This is a genomic window from Marinobacterium litorale DSM 23545, assembly GCF_000428985.1.
Taxonomy (GTDB): Bacteria; Pseudomonadota; Gammaproteobacteria; order Pseudomonadales; family Balneatricaceae; genus Marinobacterium_D; species Marinobacterium_D litorale.
The window spans coordinates 298809-316972 of sequence record NZ_AUAZ01000001.1; the positions used below are offsets into that span (position 1 = coordinate 298809).

The following is an 18164-nucleotide window of genomic DNA, read 5'->3' on the forward strand; positions in this document are numbered from 1 at the left end:
ATTAACGCTGCTCGCGTGCCTCCCTGGGCGTGCAACCGAAGCGTGATTTAAACTGCCGGCAAAAGTGAGCCTGGTCATTAAATCCCCAGCGGTAGGCTATTTCTGCCAAGGTGACATGACTGGGCTCGGCACGGATATCGTTGAGTGCAGACTGCAGTCGCAGTTCGCGAATCCACTGGCTAACCGTTTGGTTGGAATCTTTGAAGAGTTTGTGTAGGTAACGGGTGGAAATCTGGCATGCCTGCGCGATCTGATCAGGTTTCAGGTCGCTGCGCTTCAGGTTTGCACGGACATAGTGCTCAATATTATGCAGGTGTGCGCTGCGAAGGCCTGATTCTTGGCTCATCAGTACACGATCGTCGTTCTCCAGGCTTAGTGCAAGTATGTCGATGAGTTGTTGGCTGAGGTAAGGGTGACTGCTTGGCGCGGCGTGGCTGGATTGAAGTACAAGACTTTGTAGCAGGGTGAAAAAAACGGCTCCGATCCCTTTCTGGCGGTCAAACTCCATGTACAGATAGCGTTCGGGCGCACGGATGCGAGTGCACAACTGTGATAAGGGAATTCGCAGAACCCACAGGGCGTTGTGGCTGTTGTAACTGAAATCATATGGTAAATCACTGCGTTCAAGTATAAACGCCCCCGATTGGCAGACCACTGAGTGGTTGGCCTGGCTGAAGCTGACAGAGCTTTGATCGGGGACGGTGATCAGGTAGCAGGGCTCTTCGCTGTCATCTATATGATGATGGTGGCGACGAAATCGGGTCGGTGAGCTTTCCAGGCGCGATATGCCGATCTGGCCAAGCTGCCACTGCTTGAGGTTTCCATGAAGACGCTCGGGCTGGGCCATCTCCAGGTCGAGCGGAAAGTAGGTGCGACCAATGACGTCCTGCCAGTAGGCCTGCCGTTCGGCCTGCGGCAACGTGTGGGTGCTATAGCTGCTGTGCATAGCGACCTCGCTGTTATTATTGTTCGGGTCATTTGACTGTAAGACATAATACCCCGTGATGGGGGAAAGACCAGACCCGCGCAGTTGGCGGGTCTGGGCTGGGTCAAAAGCTCTTTTTTCGACTAAGTCGGTAACAGTGGTTGGGTTCCAGAACGAGTTCCCAGCCGGGACGCACGACTATATTTGTGGTGGGCTCCTCCACAATAGCGGGACCTTCGATCACCCTTCCCAAATCCAATGTCGGACCCGAGTAAACAGCGGTATCGGTCCAGTGGCCCTGGTCGTCGAACAGCGCTGGGCGATACTCGATCAGTGCTGAGTCGGCACTATGGCCTTTAGTCTTGAGAGGGGCCAGCTCGGGTTTTTGTACTTTGCCCACCAGTGTCGATTCGATGTTGACGAGTTCAACCGGGTTGTGAGGCTCTGCATAGGTGTAGAGCTCCTCATGGCGTTTGTGAAAGTCGTCGATGACCGCTGCAATTTTTTCGCGCGTGATCCGGCCTGGATGGATCTCCACATTACACTCGTGAATCTGGCCAACATAACGCATCTCCACGCTACGTGAGCAGCTGATCTCGTTATCCTTGAATCCATCGGAGAGTAGATGCTCCCGACCCTGGCTTTCCAGATCGTCAAACTTCCTGTTCAGTTTGCTCAGGTCGGCGTTGCCATCAAGGCGCATGGGTTCAGATGCCAGGTAGTTGTAGCGTACATCGGAGATGATCTGGCCAAAGGCGCAAAATACCGATGACACCTTAGGCACCAACACCGTGGTACTTCCGATCTCTTCGGCCAGTGCGGTAATGTGCATGCCGGCAGCTCCACCGGCGCACAGCAGGGCAAAGTCCCGTGGGTCATATCCACGCTCAATAGAGACGCGACGGATGCCGTTGACCATGTTCAGGTTAACGATGGTACTGATACCGTAGGCGGCTTTCTCAACGCTGATACCCAGGGGATCTGCGACATGCTCTCGTACAGCTCTGACGGCAGCCTCTCGGTCCAGACGGATAGTGCCACCCAGCACAGCGTCTGGGTTGAGGTAGCCAAGGACCAGGTTTGCATCGGTGACTGTCGGATAGGTGCCGCCCTTGCCGTAACAGACCGGCCCCGGGTTGGCTCCGGCACTTTCCGGTCCGACCTGAAGCATACCGTACTCATCCACGTGGCATATGGAGCCGCCACCGGCTCCCAGCGTTTCCACCTGAATCATCGGCACGCCGATCCGGTAACGCAGAAAGTCGATATTTTTATTGAGATTGGTTTGGCCATCCTTGGTCAGCGTAATGTCAAACGAGGTACCGCCCATATCGACCGTAATTACGTTATCAATTCCAAAGGGTTGCCCCACATATATTCCTGCCTGGGGGGCTGAGGCGGGCCCGGAATTTATTGCATTTACAGCCCGGCCCTGCATGGCTTCGCCGATCGCCAGCCCACCGTTGGATTGGAAATAACGTACCGGATATCGGGCACCGAGACTCTTGAAGTATTCATCGATTCGTTCAACGTAACGACGCATGACCGGGCTGAGATACGCGTTGACGACCGTTGTAGAGGTGCGAGTGTACTCCCGGACTTGTGGATAGACTTCGCTGCCGGTGCAGACGAATACGCCGGGCATCATCTCCTGGACGATCGCTTTGGCTCTGCGCTCATGCTCGGGATTACGTACCGCCCAGACAAAAGAGATTGCGACGCTTTCGACCCCTTGATCACGGAAATAAGCGACGGCATCGCGGATCTCCTGGTCGTTGAGGTTGCGGTCAATACAGCCGTCAGCAAGCACGCGTTCGTTGATCGGACGGCGCAAATGCCGGGGCACTATCATGTGGGCCGGAGGGAAGTCAGCTTCATATCTATAGCCTTCCTCTTTATGCCCGAGACGAATTTCCAGGCTGTCTTCGTGACCAGCGGTGCACAATAATCCAACCTTTACACCTTTTTTCTCAATTAGCGCATTTAAAGCGACAGTAGTACCGTTAATGCAGAGGTCACACTCGCTGACGATCTCTTCGATCGGGCGACCCAGGGCTTCGCTGATCTGGGCGAGGCCGGCTCTGATCGCCAGTGTTCCATCCTGAGGTGTCGATGGACTCTTGAAAACTCGAAGGTCACCATTTTTTTCTGCCAGTACAAAGTCGGTAAAGGTTCCGCCGGCATCGATACCCAGTCGGTAAGTATTTCGCATGGTTCTTATCCTTGTTTTTTGAGTCAAACGCGGTTGCAGTCGCGGGTGGCCGTAAGTTCGCGACGCAGCTTTTCGGTCGCATCGAGATCAATACCGGTTAGGGCGTCATTGAGGACTACGCCGTATTCGGTTCGCGCCGCCGCCGGGGAGACCAGACCATTAATGACATCCGCGAGAACGGAGTTGGTTGAGCGTTGGAATGGATCTCCATAACCGCCGCCGCCGGGGTTGAAGTTCGAGACTGTTTGTCCGGGTTTGACCGTGAGGATTGTGTTCTGAGTATGAACCGTTTCTTCGCTGTTACTGTGCACCACCAATTTGCCAAGCTTGGGTGGTAAGAGCTGATTTCGGGCACCGGCTGCACCCATGGTCGGTATTTGACGACCTTCACCAAAGGCGATCACGGTCATCTCGTGGTCGATGGGTTCCACTTCCCAGACGGTACCCGAGCCGCCGCGGTACGTGCCTGCGCCACCGCTGTCGGTGATCAGACCGTATCGGCGGATAATGATTGGATAGGAGTACTCGAGCAGCTCAGTGTCACCGGAACTGAGTGCGCCAAAGCAACAAAGGGGGCCACAGGCATGCCAGCCGTCCATTACCTGAGTGGCACCGGCACCCGAAATAATAGAAGCCAGTACCATGGTGACATATTGCTCATTTGTGCGGGGATCGATACCGGCAATATTGATGCCGCTGGCATGGCCCCAGCTTGCAGTTACCCGTTCCGGAGCTGCTTTCTCCAGTGCCTGGCGTACCGCATCCGTGAGGGTCTCCATCGGGGTCGTTGTGCAATTGACGTGGGGGGCTGGTTCCTGAGCATTGCACAGCGTCCCTTTCGCGCCCAGGTCGACGGTGACACAGCGATACATCCCTTCGTTATAGGGCGGTGGCAGCTGAGCGAACATCATCAATCCGAGATAAACGCCGGACATGGAGTTGCCTTCATAGGAGTTGATGAAATAGGGAATCTGAGGCGGACTCTGTACTTCGATATGGATATGATCATCCTTGATCGTGGCTTTCGCTGTGATCTCCATCTGTCCGAAACCGTGGCCAGAGTCCTCCAGCACAGCCGATCCAAAGTATTCGCCATCCGGCACTTCACGGATCAGGTTGCGCATCTGCCGGTCGGCCATGTTTTTCAGTTCAGCTATGCAGGCCTGAACCTGCTCCACACCGTATTTTTCGAGTAGCGCTAACAGGTTTCGCTCGCCGACTCGGCAGGCACCGAACTGAGCGTTGAGGTCTCCCTCTTGGTCCCGGCGGGCTCGCATGTTGGTCAGAAGAAGATTGATAACATCTTCGCGACGTTCGCCCTTGTCCCAAAGCTTTACCGGCGGAATACGTAGTCCTTCTGCATAGATCTCCTTCGCATCCGGGTTATAGCCAGCGGGCACCGGCCCCCCAATGTCAGTGAGATGGCCTTTACAGACGGTCCAGAAAACCAACTCACCCCGGTAGAACACCGGTTTGTACATACAGCAGTCGAGGATGTGGCTGCCCTTGTAAGCGGGGTCATTGTGGTAAATGACATCGCCTTCGTGAATATCCTCGCCGAAAAACTCAGCGATCTCTTTCATCGCAGGGATCAGTGAGCCCAGGTGAATGGGAATATCCTGGCCCTGAAGGATCATGTCGGGATAGTGGTCGAAGAGGGCATTACTGTAGTCGTGGGCCAGATTAAAGACACTGGAGCGCCCGGTTTTTTCCAGCGTTAACGTCATTTCGCGCTGGGCAGTCTCTAATGCGCCTCGGACGACGGCGAGAGTTATTGGGTCAACGTGAGTGGACATATGCGTTCCCTTATTGTTTTTGGGTGGGACGGTCGCGGCGACGGGGATACCCGAACTCGCTTAAAATTCAGTGTAAGAACTTGGAAAAGAGGAATATTGATTGGCAGCGTCTGGATCGTTGATGTTCAGCGCACCGCTGACTGAGATGCCTGGGTAAAGGCGCGAGGAGTTTTAGGTGTATTGAGCGCAATGTTCGCGGTCTTAGTCGCCTGCTAGCGATTACTTAATTATCAGTTTCGGGAAATTGAGATCCTGAATATAGCTCCATGCTCTAACCCTCGTCATGACAGGCCTAGAACGGATTCGCGGCGATTCCCACAGTGGCGCTGTGGCATTGCTGGCGCTAGTCTTATTTACTTATAATAAAGTCATTCACTATAAATATAAAAAAACAGGTAGCGCCGCAATGCTCAACAATGTTTTGAACAACGCCAGTGTGTTTGAAGGTGCCCATCCCCTCCAGGTTTCAGAGTACGTTAATCAGCATGTGGGTCGCCATCGAATCCGACTGAATGGCGGCAGCGAGTCCAAAGGGCCTTCAACCAATGCGAGACTGAGCTATACCGATTTTGCTGATCTTGGCCTTTCACGCATCAGTTACGGTGATGCGGTAACCGTGTCCTGCCCCGATCTGGCTGAGGTCTATCATTTTCAAGTGGTCACGCATGGTGAATGCTACTGGCACTATGCCGATGATCAACGCCTGCGGTTACGGACCGGTCAGGCTTTGATGATGAACCCGAAGGAGCAGATTGACCTTTCTTACTCACCGGATTGCGAAAAGGTGATCATAAAAGTGCCGGAGCAGGTTCTGATCAGCCAGTGCATTGAGCAGGTGGGTGTGCTGCCAAAAAGTGGTATTCGCTTTGCGCGACGGGCAATTGATCTGGATAGCTCGGTCTGTTTACTGAGATTTCTGGATGCGCTGCTGACGGAGGCGAGCGAGAGCGAGCTGGAACTGGAGAGTCTCCAGATACCCTACCGCGATATCCTGCTTAACAAGTTGCTTCAGCACTTTGACAGTAACTTCAAGGACAACGCCAGCGGTGGGATTTCTGATCGGGGCTTCGCTGAGTTGATCGCTTTTATCGATATGAACCTGAAGGCAGAGCTTGAAGTGGAAGAGTTGGCGCGCATGAGCAATGTGAGCGTGCGTACGGTATACAATCTGTTCGCTAAACACTTTGGGCTTACTCCGCGGCTCTATATTAAGAACGCGAAGCTCAGAGCGCTGCGCAACGAGCTGGTTGGTAACACCCGCCTGCGCAACGTAACCGAGGTGGCGCTGGATTATGGTTTCTCCCACCTAGGGCGTTTTTCATCCGATTATCGAAAAATGTTTGGTGAGTTGCCGTCGGAAACCTTTCGCCGCCACCACTGAGTGAAATGACGCTTAGCCGCGCCGTCCGCAGATTGTATCAGTGGTGCGGCGTGTGCATTCCATCAGCGCCCTGTGATAGGGGCTCCCGGGTTCAACATCGATATCGCCAGCAATACCCATCAGGCTGATGACTGATGAGATGTTGCCGTTGATATCGTAAACCGCGCTGCCCATGACGTTAATGTCAGGCAGGTAGTCGCCGTAGAAACAGCAGTAATTTTGTGCCTTTATCTGCCCCAGATGCTCATAAAACGCCGCTTTCTGCATCGGCTCGCCCCGATGACGGGGAAGGGCGGGTGGGTCTTTATAAAAGCTTTCGATGATCTCTTGTCTGCGCCGGTCCGGCAGGTTGGCCAGGAACAGTCGTCCGGAGACCGAGAAAAAGGGGGAAAGCTCGATGCCTAGCCGAACGTTTACGGCTACTGGAATACTGGCATCAAGCCACTTGATGACCAGAGGCGCATGACCATTCCAGATGGTCACGGAGCTGGTTACGTCCTGCTCCTCGTTCAGCCGGTCCAGTGCCGCAAAAGTCTGCTGGATCGGGTCGATACGTTTAAGTGCAGAGACCCCCAACGTCAGACTGGCCTGACCCAGGCTATAGCTGTTCTGTACGTTCTGCACGATATAGCCCGTACGCATAAAGCTAACCAGGTACTTGTAGATCCGACTGGGCGACATCTCCAGCGTGTCTGACAGCTGTTTAAGGCTCACCGGGTGGCTGGATTCCGCGATCCTGTCGAGGATTTTCAAGCCTAGCTCCAGGGAACCGATACCTTGGCGGGCGCCGTTGATACTTTTTTCAGCGTCAGGCATCTTTGAACTCATCGCATCTAATCAGCCATATTCGGAAATCTTGCGCCATTCTAAAACAAGGGCTTGATCAACTAAATCAGTTTACCGGCCTTCGTTGCAGCGAAGGCCGGTCAGGGCTCAAACACCGAGATAGGATTCAACCTCATCCAGGCGTTCGCTTAGCCCTTCGGAGCTGTCGCTGAATACCACTTCGCCTTTGACCAGGACGATATGTTTGTCGCAGAGGTCTTTCAGCACCTTGATATTCTTATCGACGATAAGCGTCGAGATGCCACTTTCCTTGATCGTACGGATCACCTCCCAGATCTCCTTGCGGATCAGCGGTGCCAGGCCCTCGGTTGCCTCATCCAGAATCAGCAGATCCGGATTGGTGACCAGGGCTCGGCCAATCGCCAGCATCTGTTGCTCGCCCCCGGACAGCTGGGTGCCCAGGTTGGCAAGGCGCTCCTCAAGACGAGGAAAGGTGGCGATGACCCGGTCATAATTCCAGTTGCTTTCGCCCCGGGTGTTACTGCGGGCGGCCATCTGTAGATGCTCTTTGACTGTCAGGTTGTGGAACATCCCCCTGCCTTCCGGCACATAAGCGATATCCCGGCGCATTCGCTGCCAGGTGGGTAGGGTGGTCATCTCTTCGCCTTTGAAGGAAACACTGCCGCTGCGGGGCTCGACCAGACCGAGGATCGACTTCAGTGTGGTTGTCTTCCCCATGCCGTTGCGCCCCATCAGGCTGACCGCTTGACCGGGGCTCAGATCAAAGCTGACGCCGTGGAGCACGTGGCTCTCGCCATACAGTGTGTGCAGACTTTTGACTTCGAGTAGTTTATTCATCGCTTCAATACACCTCATCGCCCTGGCCCAGATAGGCTTCACGTACCCGTGGGTCTTCACGTACCTGTTCAACTGAGCCCGTAGTCAGGTGCTGTCCATCCACCATGACGGTCAGTTGATCGGAGAGCTCGAAAATCGCATCCATATCGTGCTCCACTAGGACGATGCAGTATTCCTGTTTAAGTCGTTTTAGCAGGTCGATAATCAGCAACGACTCCTCATGCCCCATGCCGGCCATGGGTTCGTCCAACAACAGGACACAGGGGGAGGTGGCCAGTACCATAGCGATCTCGAGCTGGCGCTGTTCGCCGTAGCTGATATGCGCGGCAACCTCATCGCGGCGCTTGGCCAGACCTACTTTTTCCAGGGCATGGGTGGCCAGCTCCTCCAGCACTGTCTGGTTATAGCGTGAGCGCAGGAAATTGAAGCTGCCCCCCATGCGGCGCTGGGCTGAGATACAGCAGTTCTCCAGGCAGGTAGCGCTGGGATAGATATTGGTTTTCTGAAAGCTCCGGCCAATCCCTCGTCGCGCGAATGCATAGGGCTTGATGGCATCGATCGGTGCACCTTCGTGGATTATCTTTCCGCTGGTGGGTTTGTAGTGGCCACACAGCAGGTTAAGAAGAGTGCTTTTACCCGCGCCGTTGGGGCCGACCACGCCGTGTAACTGGCGGTCTTTGAACTTCAGGGAGATATCATCCAGTGCCTTCAATCCGCCCCAGTATTTGCAAAGACCTTCTGTTTCCAGAATTACATTGGTGTTCATGAGCGTTTCTCCAGCAACTTCTCCAGATATCCGGCGATTCCGTTCTTGAACAGGATGACCATCAGAATGATCAACGCCCCCATGAACAGCAGCCAGTGCTCGGTCATGTGTTCAAGTACATAGTGCAGCCCCTCATAAACGAAGGTGCCGAGAATAGCGCCGTACAGGGTGCCGAGGCCGCCAAGAATCGACATCACCAGTGCCGAGCCGGAGGTCTGCCAGGAAAGCATGGAGGGGTTGACGAAACCGTACTGCATGGTGAACAGGTAGCCGGCATAGGCTCCCAGAGCCGACGCCATGACATAGGCCATGAGCCGGAACACGAACACGTTATAGCCAAGGGCAGTGGTACGTCCGGGATTCTCATGTATTGCATCTATGACCCGGCCGAACCTTGAACGGGTTACGATGCGAAAGAAGAACAGCGTATTGAACAACGAAAGCAGGCACAGATAGTAGAAGTGGATCGGGTTATCCAGATCAAACATGCTGATACCAAACAGGCTGGTATCTGGCTTAACGTAGATAAATACCCCGTCGTTTCCGCCGAACTCGATCGAGTCGGAGAAAAAGTAGAAAGCCATCTGGGCGAAGGCGAGGGTAATCATGATCATGTAGATACCGCTGGTGCGCAGCACCAGGAATCCGATAATCAAAGCCACCAGCGCGGATATCGCACAGATATAAAAGGTGTAGATCCAGAAGTTTACCGCCTCATATTCCGGGGCGATCATCACGAAAATATACCCGCCCATGCCATAGAACATGGCATGGCCCAGAGTGATCAGACCACAGCGGCCCACCAGATAATCCAGCGACATCACAAAGATGGCAAAGATCATGATTGTCGTCAGCTTGCTGACGTAGAAGGTGTTTTGTTCCAGAAAGAGCGGCATCATTAAAGCCAGGGGGAAAAAGACCCAGATAAAGATGCGCTCGGCGCGTTTGTGAAACAGCATGAGATAGGCTCCTTCAGGATGAGAATAAACCCTGAGGTTTCAGCAGCAGGATGAAGGCCATGAGGATGTAGATCATCATGCTGGAAAGCTGTGGTACCAGTATCGAAGCGAAGGTATCCACCAGACCGACCAGCAGGGCACCGACGAGCGCACCTTTGATCGACCCCATACCGCCGATAACCACGACGACAAAGCAGGCGATCAGTACGTGTTCACCCATGCCGGGTACAATCGAACTCATTGGGGCTGCGGCCACGCCCGCGACTGCAGCCAACATCACGCCAATGGCGAAAACCACGGTATATAACCGGCTGATATCGATCCCCAGGCATTCCACCATCTCCCGGTTTGATTCACCGGCACGAATCAGCATACCGAGGCGGGTCCGGTTGATCAGGTAGTACATCAGCACGGCAATAGCTACACAGAGAAAGGCCACAAAAATGCGGTAGACGGGATACTCCACCACTTCCGTCAGGGGTACGGAGCCTGACAGGGCATTCGGGACCTGAACACCCAGAGGGTCATCGCCCCATAGAATGCTTTGCAGTGCATTGAAGACGAAGATCATGCCGATGGTAAGAAGCACCTGGTCCAGGTGGTTACGCTTATACAAGCGCTGAATCAGAGTCTTCTCCACCACAATCCCTATCCCCAGTGCGATCACCGCAGAAATGATCGCACTGAGCGTGAAACTGCCGGTGTTCTCGACGAAATACCAAGCCAGGTAGGCACCGATCATGTACATGGAGCCGTGGGCCAGGTTGAGAATGCCCATCACGCCGAATACCAGCGTCAGGCCTGACGCGATCAGGAACAGGAGTAGCCCGTACTGCAGTCCGTTGATCAGCTGCACAAAGAACAATGAGGTAGTCATGGATCAATCCGTAAATCAGATGGCGAGCGACAGGGGGCAGCAAACGCCTTGGCGTTTTCGCTGCCCGAACTAAGCGCTTCAATCAGAGCTTGCAGCCGCGCGCCGGATCCTCCAGCGCAGCGGAAGGCACGTCGATCACCTTGTTTTCGCCATCAATAACCTGGCGCAGGTAGATGTTCTGAATCGGGTTATGGGCTTTGGAAAAGGTGATTTCGCCGCGAGGACTGAACAGTTTGGTTTCCTCCATTGCTTTGATCAGCGCTGCCTGATCGGCAATGTCACCGCCGAGCTTATCCACGGCAGAGGCTATCAATAGGCCCGCATCATAGCCCTGTACCGCGTAGATATCGGCGGGCTTTTCGAACATTTGCTGGTAGCTCTGGCGGAACTTGGCGTTGACCTCGTTATCGAGCGCATCGGCGTAGTGCAGCGCGGTCCGCACACCTTCGGCGGAAGGACCTTGAGCCTCCAGGGTGCCCTCGGTCAGGAAGCCGCTACCAAGGAGCGGAATCTTGCCCTTGAGGCCCAGTGCGTCGTAATCCTTGACGAACTTAACGGCGCCACCTCCAGCGAAGAAGACAAAGACTGCATCCGGGTTGATAGAGCCAATCTCGGAAAGATAGGACTGAAACTCGGTTTTGGGGAAGGGAACCAGGATCTTCTTAACGATCTCGCCGCCGCCAGCGGTATAGGATTCCTCGAACGCATCCAGGCTTTCGCGCCCCATGCCGTAGTTCCAGCTCATGGTGACGACACGCTTATAACCGTTGTCCAAGGCTACTTTGCCCATGGGATAAGAGGGCTGCCAGGAGGAGAAAGACGTACGGAAGATATTGGGGGCACAGAGTGGGCCTGTAGCCGCACCGGCACCGGCGTTAGGGATAATCATCACGGTATCTTTGTTGCGCAGGACCTTGATCATGCCCATGGCAACGCCGGAGTGCACCGGTCCGATAATGAAATCGGCATTATGTTGGTCGAGCAGGGAAGAGGCGATCTCTGGCGCGCGCTCGGGGCGGGCCTCGGTATCCATTTCGATAAATTCAATTTTACGGCCATGTAGCTCGGCGGCCTTCTCCTCCAGGGCCATTTTCAGACCGTTACGCCCGGCGTCGCCCAGCGCGGCGTAGATACCGCTGAACGGCAGCATGATTCCCACCTTGATCGGCTCCTCGGTTGCGGCAAATGTTGGAGCAGAGAGCGCACCGGTAAGAGCACCGGCGATAAGAAGATGGCTGAGCTTCTTGTTGTTTTCCATGTGAGACCTCTACTTGGGTTCGTTGTTTTTATGTCTGGTTGATTAGAAAGAAGCCCCCCTTAAAGCAATAGCCGCCCAGTGCAGATCAGTGTCCAGAATCTGCAATCTCTGCATGACACACCGCTCTTTGCACACAGTGGATAGGGCTTGCAGCGAGCGGATTTCCCGTTGCGCCCGCGCTGACGAATATCGTTCTCGTACCCCTTTGCCCCGCCCCTGTGGCGCTCCACGGGCATACAAACAACGAGAGGTGTGACGATGAAAAAAGGTGTAATGCGACCGGGACACATCCAGATTCGCGTTCTGGATCTGGATGAGGCATTGGCCCATTACCGTGATCTGCTGGGTCTGATCGAGGTGGGCCGCGACAGTCAGGGAAGGGCCTATCTGAAGGGTTGGACCGAAGTCGACAAGTTTTCAGTGGTGCTGCGTGAGGCCGATACTGCCGGTATGGATTTCATGGGCTTCAAATGCGTGAGTGAAACCGTGGTGGATAGCCTGCGTGAGGAATTGATCGCTTTCGGCTGCTCGGTGACTGATGTGCCAGCCGGTGAACTGGACGGCTGTGGTCGCCGGGTTCGGTTTACCGCACCGAGTGGCCACGATTTCGAGCTCTTTGCCACCAAGGAGCAGACCGGCAAATGGGGCCTGGCAGCGCGTAACCCGGAGGCTTGGCCGCGCGATCTCAAGGGGATGAAAGCAACACGGTTCGATCACTGTCTGCTGTATGGCACCAACCTGGATCAAACCTGGGATTTGTTCCGTGACGTGCTTGGCTTTGATATGGCCGAGCAGGTGATGACGCCGGATGGGAAGCGGGTCGGGCAGTTCCTGACTGCATCCATGAAAGCCCACGATCTGGCGTTTATCGATCATGCAGAACCCGGCAAATTCCATCATGCCTCGTTTTTCCTGGAGACCTGGGAGGATGTGCTGCGTGCGGCGGACCTGATCTCCATGACCGATACCTCTATTGATATCGGGCCTACCCGTCATGGTCTGACCCACGGAAAAACCATCTACTTCTTTGACCCCTCCGGCAACCGTAATGAGGTTTTCTGCGGCGGCGATTACCACTACCCGGATCATCCCCCTGTGACCTGGGATGCGGACCAGCTCGGCAAAGCGATCTTCTATCACGACCGTGTGCTGAACGAGCGTTTCTTGACCGTTTTGACCTGAGAAACCTCACCGACCCGTGCAGTGGCACAGGTCTGCAAACAGCGGATAAAAGAGCGCGAGTTCTGGATAGTGAGCCCCGACGCGCCCTTTTAATCTGATAAAAAATAAGGAGGGTAACGCATGAATAACGAACTGATCGACAAGCTCAACAGCATGGTGGAAGAGGATAAAGAGAAAGGTCTTTATCGCTGCCGCCGGGAGATGTTTACCGACGAAGAGCTGTTTGAACTCGAGATGAAGCACATTTTCGAGGGTAACTGGATCTATTTGGCCCATGAAAGCCAGATCCCTAACGCCAACGACTACTTCACCGGTTTTATCGGCCGCCAGCCGATTGTTATCACGCGCAACAAGGCCGGTGAGCTGAACTGCTATATCAACGCATGCAGCCACCGTGGTGCCGTGCTGTGCCGGAAGAAGAAAGGCAACAAAGCCGTACATACCTGCCCGTTCCACGGCTGGAGCTTCAACAACGACGGTAAGCTGGTCAAGGTAAAGGACCCGGATGGAGCGGGGTATCCTGAGTCTTTCAACTGCAAGGGTTCCCATGACCTGAAGAAAGTGGCTCGATTTGAGTCCTACCGGGGGTTCCTGTTTGGCAGCCTGAACGAAGATGTTAAGCCGCTTACCGAGCATCTGGGTGAAGCTGCCAAGATCATCGATATGATCGTGGACCAGTCACCGGAAGGCCTGGAAGTGCTGCGCGGTTCTTCCACCTATACCTACGACGGTAACTGGAAAGTACAGGCGGAAAACGGTGCCGATGGCTACCACGTTTCAGCCACTCACTGGAACTACGTGGCCACCACTGGCCGTCGTAAGGCTGGCATGTCAGTGGATGATGTGAAGGCGATGGACGCGTCCACCTGGAACAAACAGAAGGGAGGCTTCTATGCATTCGAGCAAGGCCACATTCTGCTGTGGATGCGCTGGCCCAACCCGCAGGATCGGCCGCTGTATGAGCGCCGTGACGAACTGGTTGCCAAGTATGGCGAAGCCCGTGCTGACTGGATGATCGGCAACCTGCGGAACCTTTGTCTCTACCCCAACGTCTTCCTGATGGATCAGTTCAGCTCTCAGATCCGTCACTTCCGTCCGATCTCCGTGGACAAAACAGAAGTCACCATTTACTGCATCGCACCCAGGGGTGAAAGCGCAGAAGCCCGTGCCCACCGTATCCGCCAGTACGAGGATTTCTTTAACGCCTCCGGTATGGCGACGCCGGACGACCTGGAGGAGTTCCGTGCCTGTCAGGAGGGTTTCAAGGCGGGAGCCCTGCCGTGGAACGACATGTGCCGCGGTTCTGAACACTGGATTCAGGGGCCAGATGAAGATGCCACAGGATTGAACATCAAGCCGGTATTGAGCGGCGTTAAGTCCGAGGATGAGGGGCTGTATACCGTTCAGCACCGTTATTGGGCCGAGGCACTCACATCGGCTGTGCGCAAGGATCAGGAAAAATAAGAGAGGGTGAAATGAGCATTACTTACGAAGAAGTACGCGACTTTATCTATTCGGAAAACCGCACACTGGATGACAAGGACTGGGATGCCTGGGTTGAGCACTACGACAAGGAAGCCGAGTTCTGGGTACCCAGTTGGGACGATGATGGCGAGCTGGTAACCGATCCCCAGAGTGAAATATCGCTGATGTACTACGCCCGCCGGGATGGCCTGGAAGATCGTATCTTCCGCATCAAAACGGAGCGCTCCAGTGCATCCAGTCTGCCGGAGCCGCGCACGCAGCACATGGTCAGCAACATTGAGGTGCTTAACAGCTCCGCCAACGATGCCGAGGTTCGTTACAGCTGGCTGACCAATAGCTACCGCTATAAAACGACGGATACCTATTACGGCACCACCTTCCTGACACTGGTGCGGGATGGTGATGGCGCCCTGAAGATCAAGAGCAAGAAAGTGGTGATCAAGAACGACTGTATCCATCACGTCGTGGATATCTATCACCTCTGATCGGGTTCTCTTAATAATAACGAGCGACCTGGGAGCCGGATACCGGCTCCCAAGGGCGCCGAGGTAGCAAAGCATGCATAAAGTAGCACTCAACTTTGAAGATGGCGTAACCCGCTTTGTTCAGACCCTACCCGGCGAAACCGTAGCCGACGCCGCTTATCGATCGGGCCTGAACATCCCCATGGATTGCCGGGATGGTGCTTGCGGTACCTGCAAATGTCATTGTGAATCCGGCAGCTATGAGATGGACGGCTATATCGACGACGCGCTGTCCGAGCATGAAGCGGAACAGCAGTTCGTACTGACCTGTTGCATGATTCCACAAGCCGACTGCGTGGTCAGCGTGCCCGCCTCGTCTGAGGTTTGTGTTCGCTCCCAGCAAGCGGATGTACACGCAGAGATAACCAATATCAACCGGTTGTCTGATTCGACATTGAGCTTCACGGTAGCGGGCGATCAGGTGCGAGCCATGCACTTCCTGCCCGGCCAGTATGTGAATATCCAGGTTCCCGGCTCTGACCAGACCCGAGCCTACTCCTTCAGCTCCATGGTCAAACAGGCCGATGAGTCGGTCTCTTTTCTGATTCGTGTTGTCCCCAACGGGCTGATGAGTACGCATATGGCCGAGCAGGCACAGGTGGGTGACAAACTGACGCTGCGCGGTCCATTCGGTTCTTTCTATCTGCGCGATATCAAACGGCCCGTGCTTATGCTCGCCGGCGGTACGGGGCTGGCACCTTTTCTGGCCATGCTCGACAAGATTCAGGATGACGGAACCGAGTACCCGATCCACCTGATCTACGGTGTGACCCATGAGGTTGATCTGGTTGAGCTCAAAAAACTTGAAGCCTTCGCTGAGACGATCGAAGCGTTCACCTTCATTGCCTGTGTGGCGTCGCCCGAGAGTGAGTGGCCACACAAGGGCTATGTGACCAACCATATAGAGGCTGGGCATGTGAACGACGGCAACGTGGATATTTACCTCTGTGGTCCTCCCCCGATGGTAGAAGCGGTCAGCCAGTTTATGGAAGACCAGAATCTCAAGCCCAACAGCTTCTACTACGAGAAGTTTGCCGCGAGCCAGTGAGGAGGCGCTTTCCATGAGAGGAAGCAGATTCAACGATAAAGTGGTTGTGGTGACCGGCGCAGCTCAGGGGATCGGGCGTGAAGTGGCCCTCCAGATGGCAGCAGAGGAAGCCACGCTGGTACTGGTAGACCGCTCGGAAATCGTGCAAGAGGTGGCCCGGGAAGCTGAACAGGCGGGTGCCAAAGAGGTCAGGGTCGAGCTGGCTGATCTTGAACAGTATCGCGACTGCTGCCGGGCGATCGACTCGGCGGCGGAGGCGTTCGGGCGCATCGATGTGCTGGTCAATAATGTGGGGGGCACCATCTGGGTTAAACCCTATGAACATTATGAAGAGGCGCAGATCGAGGCGGAGATACGCCGCTCTCTTTTTCCGACGCTCTGGTGTTGCCACGCTGTACTGCGACCCATGCAGGCGAATGGAAGCGGAAGTATCGTCAATGTCTCGTCAATTGCAACGCGAGGGCTCAACCGAGTGCCCTATGCCGCAGCCAAAGGCGGTGTAAACGCGATGACCGTCTGCATGGCCTATGAAAACGCCCGTCATGGCATACGGGTCAATGCGGTGGCTCCCGGCGGCACTGATGTGGGTGAGCGTCGCATACCGCGCAATACCGCTGAACAGAGCGAACAGGAGCAGGTCTGGTATCAGCAGATTATCGACCAGACCATCGATTCCACATTCATGAAGCGCTACAGCCAGCCCGAAGAGCAGGCCAGCGCGATCCTCTTTCTGGCCTCCGATGAGGCCTCCTATATAACCGGCACCGTGCTACCGGTGGGTGGGGGCGACTTGGGATAGGTTGCTTTGTGGTGAACTTGGGGGCTGATGCCCCCTTTTTTGACCCTGGCTATTTGTCTGTGTCAGCTTTCGGGTTTCGCTTAAGAAGCCACTGTCTAGGGCGATCCGCGTGATCGCTGTGCAATACGAGGTAAGCAGCGGAGCCAATCACAACCCCCCAGAAGGCCGAACCAAGACCGAGAATATTCATGCCTGACGCTGTGGCTAGAAAGGTGATCAGGGACGCTTCCCGGTGTTGCTCATCCTGAAGAGCGCCCACCAGGTTGCCGCTGATCGCGCCAATCAATGCAAGGCCGGCCAGAACCGCGATAAAGGTACTGGGCATGGCGCTGAACAGCAAAATCATGGTGCCGGCCAGAGTACCTCCAATCAGGTAGAAAACGCCGTTGGCGATACCGGCGATGTAGCGCTTGTCAGGATCTTCATGGGAATCCTTACCCGTACATAGAGCGGCGGTGATTGCCGCGATCACGATGGTTATCCCCCCGAAACAGGCCACAAACAGTGAGCTGATACTGGTAACAGTCAGGATCGGTTTCGCCCTCTGGTGCTCATAGCCCGAGGCTCTCAAAATCGCCATACCCGGTAAAAACTGGCCTGTCAGGCTGACCAGTACCAGCGGTATCGCCAGGCTCAGGGTTGCGCTCAGGCTCCATTCCGGCGCGATGAAAACAGGTTCAGTAATCATCAGCTTCACACCATCGAGCCGACTGCCTTCCAGCAGTACTGAGAGTAGAATACCAACAAGCAGCATCAGTATAAGGCTGTAGCGGGGCAGGTAGCGTTTAAGCAAAAGGTAGGCGCCGATCATGCAGAGCGCCAGTACTGGAGCCTCGCTTACGGCACCGAAGGCGCCGGTACCAAACTGGAACAGGATGCCGGCCATCATACCGGCGGCGATTCCCTTGGGAATCATCCTCACCAGGTGATCGAAGTAGCCGGTGATGCCGATCAAAAACATGAGCAGTGCGGCGGTGATGTAGGCACCCACTGCCTGGTTAAGACTCAACTCCGGAAACAGTGTGACCAGCAGGGCGGTACCCGGAGCGGACCAAGCGGTCACGATCGGCACCCGTGTCCACCAACTCAGCAGGATGCCGGCGGCCGCAGCGCCAATCGAAACCGACCACACCCAGCTTGTTAATAGGTCGTTGGATACTTGAGCACTCTGGGCGGCCTGAAAAAGAATGAGCAGGGGACCGGAATAGGAGACGAGCACAGCCAAGAGCCCGGCGGAAATCGCCGTTAGTGAAAGATCTTTACCCATCTTTGGTGAAACTCCCTCAATCTGCAGTGAGCGTATAGTCC

Annotated in this window: 16 protein-coding genes; 6 read left to right on the forward strand and 10 right to left on the reverse strand. The window is 55.0% G+C overall.

Features of this window, described 5'->3' with window-relative positions; all coding sequences use genetic code 11:
- Nucleotide 1: 1 nt before the first annotated feature.
- From G403_RS0101425 to capB, 3 genes are all read right to left on the reverse strand, one after another.
- Nucleotides 2-946: an AraC-like ligand-binding domain-containing protein gene (locus G403_RS0101425; RefSeq protein WP_027852405.1), complete on the reverse strand. Its 945-nt coding sequence runs from the start codon at nt 944-946 to the stop codon at nt 2-4.
- 103 nt (nt 947-1049) lie between these two features.
- Entirely contained in the window at nt 1050-3137 is a 2088-nt protein-coding gene (capA, locus tag G403_RS0101430) for a caprolactamase subunit alpha (protein ID WP_027852406.1), read from the reverse strand.
- Nucleotides 3138-3160: 23 nt separating this feature from the next.
- Complete coding sequence (gene capB / locus G403_RS0101435) at nt 3161-4933, reverse strand: caprolactamase subunit beta (RefSeq protein ID WP_027852407.1); 1773 nt, start codon at nt 4931-4933, stop codon at nt 3161-3163.
- A gap of 406 nt (nt 4934-5339) precedes the next feature.
- Between capB and G403_RS0101440 the strand changes: the two genes are divergently transcribed.
- Nucleotides 5340-6314 (forward strand): AraC family transcriptional regulator, encoded by a 975-nt coding sequence (locus tag G403_RS0101440; RefSeq protein WP_027852408.1) that lies wholly within the window; start codon nt 5340-5342, stop codon nt 6312-6314.
- A 12-nt stretch (nt 6315-6326) separates the two neighbouring features.
- Here the strand turns inward: G403_RS0101440 and G403_RS0101445 are convergent, their stop codons facing one another.
- From G403_RS0101445 to G403_RS0101470, 6 genes are all read right to left on the reverse strand, one after another.
- On the reverse strand, nt 6327-7130 hold the full coding sequence (locus G403_RS0101445) for an IclR family transcriptional regulator (RefSeq protein WP_027852409.1): 804 nt from the start codon (nt 7128-7130) through the stop codon (nt 6327-6329).
- A 117-nt stretch (nt 7131-7247) separates the two neighbouring features.
- Entirely contained in the window at nt 7248-7958 is a 711-nt protein-coding gene (locus G403_RS0101450; protein WP_027852410.1) for an ABC transporter ATP-binding protein, read from the reverse strand.
- Between the two features lie 4 nt (nt 7959-7962).
- Nucleotides 7963-8724: an ABC transporter ATP-binding protein gene (locus tag G403_RS0101455; protein ID WP_027852411.1), complete on the reverse strand. Its 762-nt coding sequence runs from the start codon at nt 8722-8724 to the stop codon at nt 7963-7965.
- Complete coding sequence (locus tag G403_RS0101460) at nt 8721-9683, reverse strand: branched-chain amino acid ABC transporter permease (RefSeq protein ID WP_027852412.1); 963 nt, start codon at nt 9681-9683, stop codon at nt 8721-8723. The genes G403_RS0101455 and G403_RS0101460 overlap by 4 nt, the downstream gene beginning before the upstream one ends.
- 13 nt (nt 9684-9696) lie before the next feature.
- Entirely contained in the window at nt 9697-10560 is an 864-nt protein-coding gene (locus G403_RS0101465; RefSeq protein ID WP_027852413.1) for a branched-chain amino acid ABC transporter permease, read from the reverse strand.
- An 82-nt stretch (nt 10561-10642) separates the two neighbouring features.
- Nucleotides 10643-11818 carry an ABC transporter substrate-binding protein gene (locus G403_RS0101470; RefSeq protein WP_027852414.1) on the reverse strand — a complete coding sequence of 392 codons (1176 nt, stop codon included), beginning with the start codon at nt 11816-11818 and terminating at the stop codon, nt 10643-10645.
- A 258-nt stretch (nt 11819-12076) separates the two neighbouring features.
- On the opposite strand from G403_RS0101470, the gene G403_RS0101475 reads away from it, so the two are divergent.
- The 5 genes from G403_RS0101475 to G403_RS0101495 all read left to right on the forward strand — a co-directional run bounded on the left by G403_RS0101475 (nt 12077) and on the right by G403_RS0101495 (nt 16856).
- A complete protein-coding gene (locus tag G403_RS0101475) occupies nt 12077-13000 on the forward strand; it encodes a catechol 2,3-dioxygenase (RefSeq protein ID WP_027852415.1) in 924 nt (307 codons plus the stop codon).
- Nucleotides 13001-13120: 120 nt separating this feature from the next.
- The gene (benA, locus tag G403_RS0101480) at nt 13121-14464 is read left to right on the forward strand and encodes a benzoate 1,2-dioxygenase large subunit (protein WP_027852416.1); all 1344 of its coding nucleotides are present in this window, start codon (nt 13121-13123) and stop codon (nt 14462-14464) included.
- Nucleotides 14465-14475: 11 nt separating this feature from the next.
- A complete protein-coding gene (gene benB / locus G403_RS0101485; protein ID WP_027852417.1) occupies nt 14476-14970 on the forward strand; it encodes a benzoate 1,2-dioxygenase small subunit in 495 nt (164 codons plus the stop codon).
- A gap of 73 nt (nt 14971-15043) precedes the next feature.
- Nucleotides 15044-16057, forward strand: coding sequence for a benzoate 1,2-dioxygenase electron transfer component BenC (benC, locus tag G403_RS0101490; RefSeq protein ID WP_027852418.1), 1014 nt, complete (start codon nt 15044-15046; stop codon nt 16055-16057).
- Between the two features lie 13 nt (nt 16058-16070).
- On the forward strand, nt 16071-16856 hold the full coding sequence (locus G403_RS0101495; protein WP_027852419.1) for a 1,6-dihydroxycyclohexa-2,4-diene-1-carboxylate dehydrogenase: 786 nt from the start codon (nt 16071-16073) through the stop codon (nt 16854-16856).
- A gap of 49 nt (nt 16857-16905) precedes the next feature.
- On the opposite strand, the gene G403_RS21790 is transcribed toward G403_RS0101495, so the two are convergent.
- Complete coding sequence (locus G403_RS21790) at nt 16906-18123, reverse strand: benzoate/H(+) symporter BenE family transporter (RefSeq protein WP_084403887.1); 1218 nt, start codon at nt 18121-18123, stop codon at nt 16906-16908.
- Nucleotides 18124-18164: the final 41 nt, after the last annotated feature.